This window comes from Brevibacterium samyangense (assembly GCF_039529845.1).
In the GTDB taxonomy this organism is placed as follows: Bacteria; Actinomycetota; Actinomycetes; order Actinomycetales; family Brevibacteriaceae; genus Brevibacterium; species Brevibacterium samyangense.
Genome location: NZ_BAAANO010000006.1, coordinates 1 through 12987 on the forward strand (window position 1 = coordinate 1; position 12987 = coordinate 12987).

The following is a 12987-nucleotide window of genomic DNA, read 5'->3' on the forward strand; positions in this document are numbered from 1 at the left end:
GTGCTCGTGGAGGCGACCTGGGGTGTGTACCAGCGGATCGTGGACGCATACCGGGATACGGATCCGAAGGCGGGGAAGGTGAAGATGAGCGCGGTGATCACGGACGTGGCGTCCGGGGTTCCGAGCGACCTGCGTGAGGTGATCACTTTGGGGCGGACGTTGAAACGTCGGCGTGAGGACGTCGTCGCGTTCTTCGATCATCCCGGCAGTAGTAACGGTCCGATCGAGGCGATCAATGGGCGGTTGGAGCACTTACGTGGGTCCGCATTGGGGTTCCGGAATCTTACGAATTACATCGCACGGTCGCTGCTGGAGGCCGGTGGCTTCCGCCCCGTCCTACACACTCAAATGCGATGAGTCGGTAATAGCCCACCGCGAGACCAGCTTGACCAGCACCCACCACGACCGTTCCCACGGACACCGTGGCAGACGGCGCCGAACCGCTGGTTTGAGCCTGGCCTGAGCCCGTTCTTGACATCAACATCTACGGTACGGCCAGAATGCCGGAAAGGTTGGGTCAGCGGGAGTGAAACCTTCCGCCATCTATCCGGAGAACCCGACGTCGCCGGAGGGCCCATCGCGGCGACAAGGCCGGAGCACAGCTGCGTCCGAGAACTTCAGGAGGAAGGTATCGCCCTGGCCAAGGCCAAGGGCGTCTACGAGAAGCAGCGCAGCCTCAGCGACGAGGACATCGACGCTGCTCGCGCGCTCGTAGAGATGGGCGTACCGAAGACCGAAGTTGCGCGGCGCTACGGATGCTCGCGCCAGACGCTGTACGCCGCACTGGTCGGCAAGGGTATTTACGGGAAGCCGTCCAGCTCCAGCGGCGCAGGGGTGTGACTGTGGCTGCCGCCCAAAGTCTCCGCTGCGCTCGACTTTGGTTGCCTTGGAAGAGCCGTGGTCGAGGGGCCATGACCTCGCCGTCGTGCTCAGGTTGGGGGGGCACCGTGCCGGCATCTGCGTCGGTTCGGGTTGCCGGTTGGCTGAGCTGCGATCCGCTGGAACGATGACAATGAGGAAGTACCGGCAGCCCAACGCCGGGGAGAGGGAACGATGAGCAACAACGAACACGATGAGTCTCTGCCGGAGCTTTACATGCGCGCACTCGGGGGGAAGTTCGGCGCGGTGCGGGGTCGGCCGAGGGTCGATGCGGCGTTCTACGAGGAACACCCCGAGGAAACGCTGCGCCGGCTGCGCGAGGCCGACGAGATCGAGGAAGAGTTCAACGGCATCGTGGCCGACCTCGACATGCCCGGCTGGGATGACACCCGCAACGACTAAGCCGTTGCAGGCGAGGTCGGGGAGCAGCGCTAGTTCTGTTTGCGCCATTCTCCGCAGCGCTCGGTGGAGAAGGAGTAATCGCTTTCGCGGATGGTCACCTCGGCCCTGAATCCGCTTCGGATGAAGTTGTTGTCGATGATGTTTCCGGCACTGTCCAGACGTTCCCAATAGCAGCCGTCGAAGCCGCTATCCGATTCCGTGACATAGGTGCCAGGAGAAATGTCCTCGCCTACGCGGTAGGTTCCGCTGCCGAAGATCTCGCCGCGTTCCCGTGCCTTTTCTTCCTCTTCTCCCTGCTGCATTCGTTCTTCTACTTCGTCACGCTCAGGATGGTCCGGGCACAGCACGAAGGCTCCCCGGGCTTCCTGGATTTGAGCCGGCGACCATGGCAACGTCTCTTCGTAGTCGCCTAGGTAAGCCTCGGCGCAGAGTGAGTAGAGGGTGTCGAGGGAATCAACGTCGTCGTAGTCAGCTTCCTCAATCGCATCCCTCTCCGTTTCGGTAGTTGTATAGCTGCGAGAGAAGCTCTTGAAGGAGACGTCGCATTCGACGCGGCCTGATGCTTCGAACTCCCAGATGTCATCAAGGCTGGAGTGCGCAGGTTTTGTGTTTCCATCAGCGTCGCGGCACTGAATGGTCATCCCGTCCTCGCGATGGAAAGTTGGCTTCGCCGTTGAGGGCGTCGGCGACGAAGCTTGACCGCCATCGGCCGCTGCCGCCTCCGAAGGGGAGGGTGAACCAGAGCCGGACCCGGCATGCCCCTTCAACGCTGACACCCCACGGGGTATCCTTTGCGCCGCCGACGCTGGCGCCGATCCGGTGTCAGCTAGCCTCCACCGTGCCCATCATTCCGAGGTCCTCGTGGTCGAGGATGTGGCAGTGGAAGACACTGCGGCCGGTGAAGTCATCGAAGGCGATCAGCACTTTGACCTCGCCGAACGCCGGAACGTTCACCACGTCCTGCCACCAGGCCTCGCCCACAGCCCGGCCGTCCTGCTCGATGACCTGCATCGGCCACACGTGCAGATGCACCGGGTGATCCATGGGGGAGGAGTTGCTCAGTGTCCATTCCTCGACGGTGCCTGATCGCACCTCGGCGTCAGTCCGGTCGTGGGCGAATTCCTGTCCGTTGATCGTGAAAGTCATCATTCCGCCGCCCCCAGGCGTCCCCATGCGACCTCCGTCCATTCCTCCGGGACCCATTCCCATGGCGAAGTCGAACTCCCGTCGCTCTGTGACTGGCTCTTCCCGCAGGTCTCGAAGTGCGGAGGCGGGCGGCACCGGCGGCAGCTTCTCGACCGGATTTCCTGTCACTGAGAAGGTCGCAAGCTCGAACGGGTCGACTTCTCCTGGTCCGCTGCGGCCCCTCGGCCCGCCGCCCATCATCCCTGCAGCGCGGCCCCGGTCGACCGGGGCCGCGACGAGAGAAGCAGTGCCCTCCTCGGCTTCGACCAGCAGCTCGACGCGGTTCCCCGGCAGGACGACCACTTCCGAGACATTCTGAGGGGCAGGCAGGCGCCCCAGGTCCCGGCTCAGCAGCTGCAAACGCTGCCCGTCCAGCTGCAGTCGGAGGAACCGTGAGGTGCAGGCGTTGATGATGCGCCAGCGTTCGCGATCCCCGGGGGCGGCGGTCAGGCTCGGCCGCAGCTGTCCATTGATCAGGACGAGGTCGCCTTCGCGTCCCATCATCTGCTGCATCCGGTCGGGTTCGACCAGGTTTCCGGAGGCGTCGACGCTCAGATCTGAGACGATCATGAGTCGCTCGCGGGTCATCGGGAGCGCCTCGCGGTCCTCGACGAGGATGGCCCCGTAGAGGCCGGCGGTGAGCTGATCGGCGACGTAGCCGTGCCGGTGCGGGTGATACCAGTACGTGCCCTGCGGATGGTCGTCCGGCAGCGCGAATTCGTAGTCGAAGGACTGGCCGGGATCGATGCTGATGAACGGGTTGTCGCCGTTGTCCTCGGGCGACACGTGCAGCCCGTGGACGTGCAGATTGGTGGGTGCGTCCAGCGAGTTGTGCATCCGCACCCGGATCGTGTCTCCGGGTGCCACCCGCAGCGTCGGTCCCGGGAGCGAGCCGTTGAATGTCAGTACGGACACGTCCCGGTTGCCGATGGGAAGCTGTGCCGGCGCGGCCTCCAGGTCCAGTTCCAGCAGACCGTCGCGGCTGGCCAGCACCTCGGGCTCGACCATTTCGGTCCCGGCGGTGCCCGGGCCCGGCCGGATCCTCGTGCCCTGCCAGAGCCCGACTCCGCCGATGGCCGTGGCGGCTCCTCCGAGGCCCAGCGCGAGCAGCTGACGGCGGCTCGGGCTGATCATGGGCCGTAACCGTCCAGTGTCCGCAGCCGTTCGTGGTACTCCTCGGTGCTCAGCTCGCCCCGGGCGTAGCGCTCAGCGAGGATCTCCTTGGCCCGCTGGGCTCCGGCGTTTCCGCGGGGCCCTCTGCCCTCTGGGGTGCTGCTCGGGCCGATTGGGCCTGCGGAGCCTCCCGGTACGACCGCGCCGCGCCCGCTCGTGCCCGACTTACCGGAAAGCACCTGCGCCAGCACAACCACCAGCACGATCACGCCGATCAGCAGCAGTGCCCCGGAAATCCAGGTCCACCACATGCCTCCAGCTCCGACGCAGTTCATCATCGTCCTGCTCCCTGCTCCCTGCTCCCTGCTTCTCGCGGTCGCGTCTCCATTGTCTCCCCAGTTCACGTGACAAGGCACCGGGCAGGGCTCGAAGATTCTGCAGAATTCAAGCCCGCACGGCTTGCGGGGCTGTCTTCTGCGAGCAGGGAGGTCAGACTGGTGACATCGTCGACTTCGACGCGCTTGTTCCGCGCCCAGGACGGGACGCTGCCAGCAGAGTGTCCGTGGCACAGCCATGGCGCGGCGTGCACCATCGAACTGCATGAGAGCGGTAACGATACATCTCCCTGACGAAGGACCGATCATGAAACGCAGCACAACCGCAGTCGCAGCCGCGGCGGTGGCCGCCGCTCTTGCTCTTGCCGGATGCACCGGCAATGACGGACAGGAAGAGAACCCCGGGTCGGACCCCGCTCCCAGCACCCCGGCCGACGCCACCCCCGGCGAAACCGGCGAGGAGGTCTCCTCCGAGCACAATGATGCTGATGTGAACTTCGCGCAGAGGATGATCCCGCACCATCAGCAGGCAGTCGAGATGAGCGAGACGCTGCTGACCAAGGACGACATCCCGCAGAACATCGCTGACTTCGCTCAGGGCGTCATCGACGCTCAGCAGCCGGAGATCGACCGGATGAACGCAATGCTCGAAGCATGGGGGAAGGAGCCCGTGAGCGCTACAGAGCGGCCGGGTCAAAGTCAGGGCCAAGGTCAAGGCCACGGCGGTATGGGCGGGATGAGCGAGGAGGACATACAACGGCTGGAGGACGCTGCCGGCACTGACGCTGCGCGCGTGTACCTGGAGCAGATGACCCGACATCATCAGGGTGCTGTCGAGATGGCCGAACAGGAGGTGTCCGACGGGCAGAACCCGCAGGCGAATGGGCTGCTGCGGAGATTTCGGACAGCGGATGATTGGTTTTCCTATGCTGCCTGAGGGAGCTGCTGGTCACTGTAGTGGACGTCGTCGGGGCACCGGTAGCCGAGCGCGGAGTGACGCCGGCGGCGGTTGTAGAACCCCTCGATATAGCTGATGACATCACGTCTGGCGTGTGCCTTGGTCGGGTAGACGGTGCGGTGGACGCGCTCGGTCTTCAGCGCTGCGAAGAACGATTCGGCCAGGCTGTTGTCCCAGCACACCCCGGTCCGGCCCACCGACGGGCGCATCCTCAACCTGCGCAGGAGGGCCTGGAATGACGCCGACATATATTGAGCACCGCGATCTGAGTGCCAGATGGCGTCCGGCTCGATTCTCGTGGTCGCAGCCGCGTTGAGCAGGGCCTGCTCGACGAGCTCGGTGCGCATGTGATCGGCGATCGACCAGCCGATGACCTTCTTCGAGTAGCAGTCGATGACCGTGGCCAGGTACACGAACCCCTCCCACGTATGGATGTAGGTGATGTCGCCGACGAGCTTCACCCCTGGCCGGTCGGCGGTGAAATCCCGCTGCACCAGGTCCGGAACATCAGCGGTGTGCTCATCGGGGATCGTGGTCACCCGCTTCGGTCTCGGCTGGCAGGGGTAGAGGCCCTCATCGCGCATGATCTGACGGACCAGCTCCGGGGACGCCTCCGTCGCCTCGTCGGTCAGGTCGGCGTGGATGCGGCGGTACCCGTACGTCCCATCCGATGCTTCGAAATAGTGCTTCACCCGACCCGTCAGCGCCTGCCGGCGGGCGGCGGTCGCCGACTGCGGGCGGGACCGCCAGTGGTAGTAGCCCGAGCGTGAGACCTCCAGCCAGGCGCACATGTTCGCCACCGACCAGCCCGAGTCAGGAGCATGGGTGCGTTGGGAGTCGATCAATTCGTACTTCGCCACTACCGTGGCTCCCGCGCGAAGTACGCGGCCGCTTTTTTTAGGAACGCCGCTTCGGCGCGCAGCTGCTGGTTCTCCCGCTCCAGCTCCGCCAACCGTGCTCGTTCGGAGCCGGACAGCGGCGCCTGGGCTTCATCTTCGCCGTGGGCGGCCTTGTACTTCTTGACCCAGTTCCGCAGGGTTTCAGCGCCGATGCCGTAGGCATCAGCGACCGAGCGGATCGTCTTCTGCTGGGAGATCACTTCCTCGCACAGCTGGTCCTTGAACTCCTGGCTGTAGCGACGACGAGAGGTAGACATTCGGACAAAATCTCACTTTCTACGCAACCCCAATTCTATTGGGGCCACTGTCCGAAATCTCTAGAGCACCTCAATTCCCCGCCGAACCTGTATGTGGACGGACCGCCCGGTCTCCCCAGGAGTCAAGGAGGTTGCTTCTGGGTGGTTGCGGTCAGGGTAGTTGAGCACGGGTGCAGTTGCAGTGTGTTCGGCGCGGGTCTTTTCACGCCGGGATCGATGCCCGAGGGCTTGTCAGCGGGTCGGGCACTGCCGTTCTGCTGGTTCGGTGTACTCGGGTACGGGGCGAGATGCAGCTTCCTGTGCGGTGCGGGCCACCCCGTTGCGCTCGATGTCCTTGATCAGCCAGTCCATCTCGAAGATTTCTCGGCGCTGGGCCTCGCTGATCTCCTTGGCGAGTTCGCATACCCGCGCATCCTGGATCCCGGCCCGTTCGGCGCGGGTGATGGCCAGCGAATGGTGGGGAATCATCCCGCGCATGAAAGCGGTGTCCCCGATCGTGGCCTGGCTGCGGTCCAGGACGGCTCCACCGACGAGCAGCAGGAGGCTGATGATGACCACGGCGACGTCGGCCTTGACGTTCTTGTACATGTTCAGCATCCAGGCCAGCATCACCAGACCCATCGCACCGCCCATCGTGAGGGCCATGAAGACGCGACTCTGGCTGAAGCGGACGTGGCTCCAGTCCCAGGACCCGATGAACATCACCCAGTACATGACAACCATCCCGGTGAGGATCATCGCAGCGAACCGCAGGTACATCATCGAGTTGCCGGAGGCGGCATGATCGCCGCCTTTGGAACCACCGTGAAACGCCGACATTGCAGTCTCCTTTCATTGGTTTTCATTGGTGTTGGATCGTGTCGCGATGCGCTGCTCTCACTACCGCGGGGTGATCGTCCTCGCCTCCGGCCGCTGAAAGCACCACCACTGTTCGGTCGCTACACAGCGCCGGAACAATGGTGGTCACAATCAGGCGATGACGGCCAGGACGTCAGCGCAGGCCTGTTCGCACCGGCGACAGGCTTCAGCGCAGACGCGGCAGTGCTCGTGCATGTCCGCGTGTCTCTCGCATTCGGCAGCACATTCGGCGCAGGCGGTCCGGCACGCTTCGAGGGCGGCCTTGACCGTGGTGAGATTCTGCCCGGTACGACGGCTGAGAATGCTGCCCGTGGCTGCGCAGAGGTCGGCACAGTCGAGGTTGAGTCGAATGCAATTGCGCAGGTCTGCGACCATATCTTCGGCCAGGCAGGCATCAGCGCAGGCGGTGCAGGTCTGAGCGCATTCGAAACAGGCCGCGATGCAGTCGGCAAGTTTCTGCACGTCCAGACCAGTGGTGTCGTTGGGATGGGTTTCGATCATCGAGCTGATGTGAGTCATCGGAATACTCCTTGTTCTCCCAGTCGTCGTTCTCCCAGTCGTCGGTATCGGAAAAGTCCGATCCGCATTTAACGTTACGGATCCGCCGCGACGAGCACAGCCCCTCACGATCGATCTTTTGCAGAATGTCGAGGAACTCGTCAGCGCGCGCGACCTGCCTGGCGCGTTTTAGCAGTTGCCAACGCTGAAGCCATGTGACGGCTGTTGCCTAGAGAACTGATCAGGGCTGTTCGTACGAAGACCGGGAAGAACGCGCCGATGATTGTAAGACGGGACATGCTAGCCGACTCTCCCGGGTATGCCACCGCCGCAGCCGGCCGCCGCGATCGTCGCGGAGGCACCCACAGCAAGTGCTCGGAGGTTCGACTCATCCCAGTTTCGTACCAGCGTCGAAGGGCCCTGCCCGTTGCATCCTCTGTCCGGCTTAACGCACGTTTGAGCAACGACAATCGGATACATGACCGTCAACCACCTTCAGCGACGCGGCCACAACCGATCTGCCGATCTCCAACTGCCGTCCACTCATTACATAGGAGAGAGTGCCGTTTCGCGCAGGCGCCTTCTGACAATCCTTACCGTCGTGCACACGAGTACTGAACGACCAGCATTCAATAACACCGAGAACACGGGGATGGACGTGCAGTCGGCTTCTGAAAACGACAAAAACCCGGCACGGCAGTTCCGGACAATCGGGCAGCGCGATCGAATCTTCGAGGACCGCATGAGCGGCAAGGGTCGCGCCAGACGGAAGGGGCTTGCCGAGCTGATGCGATATGTGCGGGAGCACGACACAATCCGTATCGCGAGCCTTGACCGCCTCGGGCGGGACATCCGCGACCTGCACGCGATTGTGGACGAGCTGATCGAGAAGGGCTGCACCGTCACCTTCGTCTCTGAGCAGATCACCGTATCCAAGGACGATCGCTCGCCCATGCAAGAACTCTTCCTCACGTTCCTGTCCGCTATGGCGCAGTTCGAGCGCAGCCGCATCCGAGAACGTCAAGCCGAGGGCATCGCCCTCGCCAAGGCCAAGGGAACTTACGAGAAGCAGCGCAGCCTCAGCGACGAGGACATTGATGCTGCTCGCGCGCTCGTAGAGATGGGCGTACCGAAGACCGAGGTGGCGCGGCGCTACGGGTGCTCGCGGCAGACTCTTTACGCAGCACTTGCCGGCAAGGGTGTTTACGGGAAGGCGTCCAGCTCCAGCGGCTCAGAGGGGTGAATGGGGCTGCCGCCCAAAGTCTCCGCTGCGCTCGACCTTAATTGCCTTGGAAGGGCCGTGGTCGAGGGGCCATGACCTCGCCGTCGTGCTCAGGTTGGGGGGCACCGTGCCGGCATCTGCTTCGGTTCGGGTCGCCGGTTGGCTGGGCTGAGGGGGAGATGCTGAGCGAGGGTTTGGCGGCGCCGGAGGACTGGGGTTGTGATCCGCTGGAGTGACGACCACGAGGAAGTGCCGGCTGCTCAACGCCGGGGGAGGGAACGATGGGCAACAACGAGCACGACGAGTCTCTGACGGAGCTTTATATGCGCGCACGCGGGGAGAAGTTCGGTGCGGTGCGGTGGCGGCCGAGGGTCGATGCGACGTTCTACGAGGAACACCCCGAGGAGACTCTGCGCCGATTGCGCGAAGCCAACGAGGTCGAGGAAGAGGGGCGAGTGCCGGATGGGCCGAGCTCGAGAGTCGCGGCACCGAGCTCATCCGGCGCACCGGCTGCGTCGATTTCGGGCAGACCCGTGACCCGGAGAACCTCTCCCGCCTCATGACCGAGGTCGGGATCGAGCACGCGCTCCTCACCGCCGAGGAAGCCGCCGAGCGCTGGCCGGGGATCCGGACGAACGGGCCGGCGATGTGGCACGCCTCGGCCGGGGTCATCGACGCGCAAACGACGGTGCGGACGATGGTCGATGCGGCCGTCGAACTCGGAGCGGCCCTCTTCACCGGGTTCACGGTGGCGTCCGTGACGCGTTCCGGCGCGGGTTTCACGGTCACCGCAACGGCCGACTCGACCGCCGCGGTGTCCGTCGTGAACGCCTCGCACGTCATCGTCGCCGCCGGTGGGTTCCTGCCCGGGCTGCTCGGTGAGCTGTCGCTGCCGTCCGGGTTCCTCGCGGCGTTGCCGACGTTCGAGGTCCGCCAGGAGATGGCCTTCCACTTCCCGTACGCGAACCCGGACGAGGCGATGGACTGGCCGTGAATCGCAGAGATAAGTGGCGGTCTTCTGTGATCGCTAAGTGGCGGCCGGACGCAGGTCGTCTTCCCATCTACTCTGGGACGGCTGCGCGGGCGCGGGCCGCCTGCTGGTGGCGGTAGAGTGTTGCCCGCGACCACCCGACCAACTGGGCGGCTTCCTCGGCGGTGCGGCCCTTCGCGCGGGCGTCCTGAGCGACCTCAAGCTTCTGCCCGATCAGGGCGGGATCGACCGGCGGCCGGCCGAACCGGGTCCCGCTCTGCTTGGCCGCGGCGATCCCGGCGTTGACCCGCTCGGTGATGAGTTCGCGCTCGTACTCGGCCAGCGTCGCGAGCATCCCCAGCATGAGTCGGCCCGAGGAGGTTTCCGGGTCGATCCCGTCCGAGAGGGACCGGATCTTCACCCCCTGGTCCCGCAGCAGGGTCACGGTGTTCAGGACATCGAGCAGGGACCGGCCCAGCCGATCGATGCGCCAGACCACGACGGTGTCGCCCTGCTCGGCGTAGTCGAGCAGTCGCTTCATCCCCGGCCGCTCGATCGCCGTCCGGCTCCCGGACGTCACGTCGGAGAACACGTCGCGCTTCTGCACCCCGGCAGCCAGGAGCGCATCGAGCTGCAGCTGCGCGTCCTGGGTGGCGGTGCTGACGCGGGTATAGCCGAGATGCCTCATCGTGCCAGTGTGACTCATAAACTCCTGGGAAGGAGCATTGCGAGGCACTTCCCGGCGAGACGGGTTTCCGAGACGCCACGCCCTGCGGGAGCACCCCTCGCACAGGTCCGGGTCGACGCCGCGGAGGACGTCTCATAAAGCTTTTCTTTTTCGAGACGCGGTGGTGGGGCCCAGGGTTAGGGCGCGGTACCTCGGAATACTGCGGACGGGCGTGGTCTTTCGCAGTGCGGCAATGCCCCGTTGGAGGAGGCCGTGCCGGCGGTGCTGGTGCTCAGGTCGCCGTGGAGGTGCGCAGCGGGCATCGGGGCACGGCGATCCAGCAGACGGTGGCTGCCAGGGCGAGGCCGGCGGCGACGAGTCCGACCGTGAGGCCGGCTGCCCCGGGCAGCTCCTGGACGAGGACGAAGACGCCCATCGCGAGGACGAAGACGCCGAAGCCCTTGCGCAGCGCGGTCTCGGGGACGATCCCGGTCAGGCGTCCGCCCAGCACGGAGCCGAGGATCGCGGCGACGGTCACGGCCCCGACCAGGCCCCAGTCGAGCTGGACGGTGGTCAGGTAGCCGGCGAGTCCGGCGAAGGACTTCAGCGCGATGACCACCAGCGAGGTCCCCACGGCCACGGGCATCGGCAGTCCGCCCAGCAGCGCCAGGGCCGGGACCACGAGGAAACCGCCGCCGGCCCCGACCAGACCGGTGACGAGCCCGACGACCAGGCCCTCGACGATCACCTTGACCACCGGCAGCTCGTGGTCGGTGTCCGTCGCCGAGCGGCTGCGGCGGCCGCGGATCATGGCCACGGAGGTGGCGACCATCATGAGCCCGAAGGCGATCATCAGGACGGTGCCGGGGATGAAGCCGCCGAGCAGGCCGCCGCCGAAGGCCCCGGCCATGCCGGCGGCTCCGAAGAGCAGCCCGGTGCGCCACTTCACTCGTCCGGCCCGGGCGTGGTTGACGGCGCTGACGGCCGAGGTCGCGCCGACCACGAACAGCGAGGAGGCGATGGCCTCCTTGGCGTCGAGGCCCGCGACGTAGGTCAGAATCGGCACGGTGAGGATGGACCCGCCGCCGCCGAGCAGGCCGAGGGAGAGTCCGATCGCCACCGACAGCAGCAGGGTCAGAACGAGGGTGGTGGTCATGCGGCGGGTCCTTGTCTTCCGGGGGCGGTGGTCAGCGGACGGGCAGGCCGGCGCGCTGCCAGGCGAGCATGCCGCCGGCCATGGTGGCGGCGTCGTAGCCGGCTGCCGACAGGGCCTCGGCGGCGGCCGCGCTGCGGTTGCCGCTGCGGCAGACCACGATCACGGGGCGGGTGCGGTCGATCTCGGCCAGGCGGGTGCCGAGCTGTCCCAGGGGGATGTGGAGCGCCCCGGGGATCATGCCCTCCACGACCTCGGCGTCCTCGCGGACGTCGAGGACCTGGTCCTGGGTGCGGCGCTGCTGGGCGTCGGCGACGGTGATCTCTGTCATGGCTGCTCCTTCGGGGGTTAGGCGGAGGGGATCTGGGCGATGGCCGTGGCGGCGGTCGGCTCCTCGGCCGCGCGGTTCCAGGGCATGGCGGACAGCGCCTTGCCCATGGCGCAGGTGTTGGACAGGGCCGAGAAGGTCAGGCCGGTGCCGATGGCCCCGGCGAGGGTGCGCAGGCGCGGCGAGACGAATCGGCCGCCGACCAGGCCGAGGACGACCAGGGAGCCAGCCACCATCCGCACCTGGCGCTCCAGGTCCCAGCGGTTGGCGCCGCGCACGACGTCGCCCCCGGCGGCGGCGAATCCCGGGGCGCCGCCGGTCAGCACGTAGGCGGTGTCCACGCCGGCGGCCGCGAGGCGCTGGCGGGACTGCTCGGCCCGCACCCCGGACTGGCAGACCAGGACGACCCGCTCGCCGAGGCGGTCGGCGACCGCGTCGGTGTGCTCGGTGAGGAGCGGCAGCGGGACGTTGTAGGAGCCGCGGATGTGCAGGGCGGCGAACTCGGCGGCGGAGCGGACGTCGAGGATCACCAGGTCCTCGTGGCGGTCGATCCACTCGCGCAGGGTCTGCGGCTCGACGGTGGTCAGGTTCAGGGAGGCGGAGGTCATGAACATCCTTCTGTCTGGGGGTCCCGGGCTGGGCGTGCACCGAGTCTGACATATACCCCGGGGGGTATGCAAGACACCCCGGGGGGTATAGCATGGGGGTCCCGACCCGCACCCTCAGGAGGCCCCCGTGCAGCTGGACACCACCGAACTCGCCCCCACCGTCAACCGCCTCAAGCGCGCCCAGGGGCAGCTGGCCGCCGTCGTGCGCATGCTCGAGGAGGGGCGCGACTGCAAGGACGTCGTCACCCAGCTCGCCGCGGTGTCCAAGGCCCTGGACCGGGCCGGCTTCGCGATCATCGCCAGCGGCCTCGAGCAGTGCCTGACCGATCCCGACGGGTCCCTGGACAAGAAGGACATGGAGAAGATGTTCCTCTCGCTCGCCTGAGCGGACCGCCGCGGAAGCATCCGGGACGCCCCCGCTCGTCGAGGAGGATTCATGCACCCGACCGGACCTACCGTCGCCGCGCACGTGCGGCGGCTCGAACGTGCGGCGCTCGATCGCCTGACCGCGGCCGCAGGTCCCGCCTCTCTGTGCGCGCTCTCGCGGGACGGCACCCCACGGCCGGCGGCGAAGTACCACGAGGGCGCCGCGGTGGCCCTTGCCCAGGCCCGCCGCGCCCTCGACGAGGCGGCGCCGGAGGACGACGCCGCCACG

At 66.3% G+C, this 12987-nt stretch carries 18 protein-coding genes; 8 read left to right on the forward strand and 10 right to left on the reverse strand.

The genetic code is table 11. The features are described 5' to 3' along the window. The 3 genes from ABD172_RS03695 to ABD172_RS03705 form a co-directional block, all read left to right on the forward strand. The coding region (locus ABD172_RS03695; protein ID WP_344307067.1) for a transposase at positions 1–357 on the forward strand (357 nt) is incomplete at its 5' end. A gap of 114 nt (positions 358–471) precedes the next feature. Beyond that, complete coding sequence (locus ABD172_RS03700; RefSeq protein WP_344307069.1) at positions 472–840, forward strand: helix-turn-helix domain-containing protein; 369 nt, start codon at positions 472–474, stop codon at positions 838–840. Between the two features lie 213 nt (positions 841–1053). Further along, positions 1054–1281: a hypothetical protein gene (locus ABD172_RS03705; protein ID WP_344307071.1), complete on the forward strand. Its 228-nt coding sequence runs from the start codon at positions 1054–1056 to the stop codon at positions 1279–1281. A gap of 29 nt (positions 1282–1310) precedes the next feature. Here ABD172_RS03705 and ABD172_RS03710 read toward each other — a convergent pair whose 3' ends face one another. Genes ABD172_RS03710 through ABD172_RS03720 form a run of 3 tightly spaced genes read right to left on the reverse strand, consistent with a single transcriptional unit; the run spans position 1311 to position 3917 of the window. Beyond that, positions 1311–2057, reverse strand: coding sequence for an Rv1352/Rv1906c domain-containing protein (locus ABD172_RS03710; protein WP_344307073.1), 747 nt, complete (start codon positions 2055–2057; stop codon positions 1311–1313). A gap of 46 nt (positions 2058–2103) precedes the next feature. Further along, the gene (locus ABD172_RS03715) at positions 2104–3600 is read right to left on the reverse strand and encodes a multicopper oxidase family protein (RefSeq protein ID WP_344307074.1); all 1497 of its coding nucleotides are present in this window, start codon (positions 3598–3600) and stop codon (positions 2104–2106) included. Next, complete coding sequence (locus ABD172_RS03720) at positions 3597–3917, reverse strand: SHOCT domain-containing protein (protein ID WP_344307076.1); 321 nt, start codon at positions 3915–3917, stop codon at positions 3597–3599. The genes ABD172_RS03715 and ABD172_RS03720 overlap by 4 nt, the downstream gene beginning before the upstream one ends. 304 nt (positions 3918–4221) lie before the next feature. Here ABD172_RS03720 and ABD172_RS03725 point away from each other — a divergent pair, with 304 nt between their 5' ends. Next, a complete protein-coding gene (locus tag ABD172_RS03725; protein WP_344307077.1) occupies positions 4222–4851 on the forward strand; it encodes a DUF305 domain-containing protein in 630 nt (209 codons plus the stop codon). Here the strand turns inward: ABD172_RS03725 and ABD172_RS03730 are convergent. The 3 genes from ABD172_RS03730 to ABD172_RS03740 all read right to left on the reverse strand — a co-directional run bounded on the left by ABD172_RS03730 (position 4839) and on the right by ABD172_RS03740 (position 7405). Continuing rightward, a protein-coding gene (locus ABD172_RS03730; protein WP_344307079.1) for an IS3 family transposase occupies positions 4839–6028 on the reverse strand; the annotation gives its coding sequence in 2 pieces (ribosomal slippage) (positions 4839–5773 and positions 5773–6028; 1191 coding nt in all). The two genes, ABD172_RS03725 and ABD172_RS03730, sit on opposite strands and share 13 nt — an antisense overlap. Positions 6029–6259: 231 nt before the next feature. Then, the gene (locus ABD172_RS03735; RefSeq protein WP_344307081.1) at positions 6260–6847 is read right to left on the reverse strand and encodes a DUF305 domain-containing protein; all 588 of its coding nucleotides are present in this window, start codon (positions 6845–6847) and stop codon (positions 6260–6262) included. A 150-nt stretch (positions 6848–6997) separates the two neighbouring features. After that, positions 6998–7405 carry a four-helix bundle copper-binding protein gene (locus tag ABD172_RS03740; RefSeq protein ID WP_344307083.1) on the reverse strand — a complete coding sequence of 136 codons (408 nt, stop codon included), beginning with the start codon at positions 7403–7405 and terminating at the stop codon, positions 6998–7000. 457 nt (positions 7406–7862) lie between these two features. On the opposite strand from ABD172_RS03740, the gene ABD172_RS03745 reads away from it, so the two are divergent. Further along, positions 7863–8627: a recombinase family protein gene (locus tag ABD172_RS03745; protein ID WP_344307085.1), complete on the forward strand. Its 765-nt coding sequence runs from the start codon at positions 7863–7865 to the stop codon at positions 8625–8627. A 337-nt stretch (positions 8628–8964) separates the two neighbouring features. Continuing rightward, on the forward strand, positions 8965–9600 hold the full coding sequence (locus tag ABD172_RS03750) for an FAD-dependent oxidoreductase (RefSeq protein WP_344307087.1): 636 nt from the start codon (positions 8965–8967) through the stop codon (positions 9598–9600). A 67-nt stretch (positions 9601–9667) separates the two neighbouring features. Here the strand turns inward: ABD172_RS03750 and ABD172_RS03755 are convergent, their stop codons facing one another. From ABD172_RS03755 to ABD172_RS03770, 4 genes are all read right to left on the reverse strand, one after another. Then, positions 9668–10264 carry a recombinase family protein gene (locus ABD172_RS03755; RefSeq protein WP_344307088.1) on the reverse strand — a complete coding sequence of 199 codons (597 nt, stop codon included), beginning with the start codon at positions 10262–10264 and terminating at the stop codon, positions 9668–9670. A gap of 271 nt (positions 10265–10535) precedes the next feature. After that, positions 10536–11399: a sulfite exporter TauE/SafE family protein gene (locus ABD172_RS03760; protein ID WP_344307090.1), complete on the reverse strand. Its 864-nt coding sequence runs from the start codon at positions 11397–11399 to the stop codon at positions 10536–10538. Positions 11400–11430: 31 nt separating this feature from the next. Continuing rightward, positions 11431–11727: a rhodanese-like domain-containing protein gene (locus tag ABD172_RS03765; protein WP_344307091.1), complete on the reverse strand. Its 297-nt coding sequence runs from the start codon at positions 11725–11727 to the stop codon at positions 11431–11433. Positions 11728–11744: 17 nt separating this feature from the next. Beyond that, positions 11745–12332 (reverse strand): rhodanese-like domain-containing protein, encoded by a 588-nt coding sequence (locus ABD172_RS03770; protein ID WP_344307092.1) that lies wholly within the window; start codon positions 12330–12332, stop codon positions 11745–11747. Between the two features lie 127 nt (positions 12333–12459). On the opposite strand from ABD172_RS03770, the gene ABD172_RS03775 reads away from it, so the two are divergent. Both ABD172_RS03775 and ABD172_RS03780 read left to right on the forward strand, forming a co-directional pair. Next, positions 12460–12717: a metal-sensitive transcriptional regulator gene (locus tag ABD172_RS03775; RefSeq protein ID WP_344307094.1), complete on the forward strand. Its 258-nt coding sequence runs from the start codon at positions 12460–12462 to the stop codon at positions 12715–12717. A 51-nt stretch (positions 12718–12768) separates the two neighbouring features. Beyond that, positions 12769–12987: hypothetical protein (locus ABD172_RS03780; RefSeq protein ID WP_344307096.1), on the forward strand; the 219-nt coding region annotated here is incomplete at its 3' end.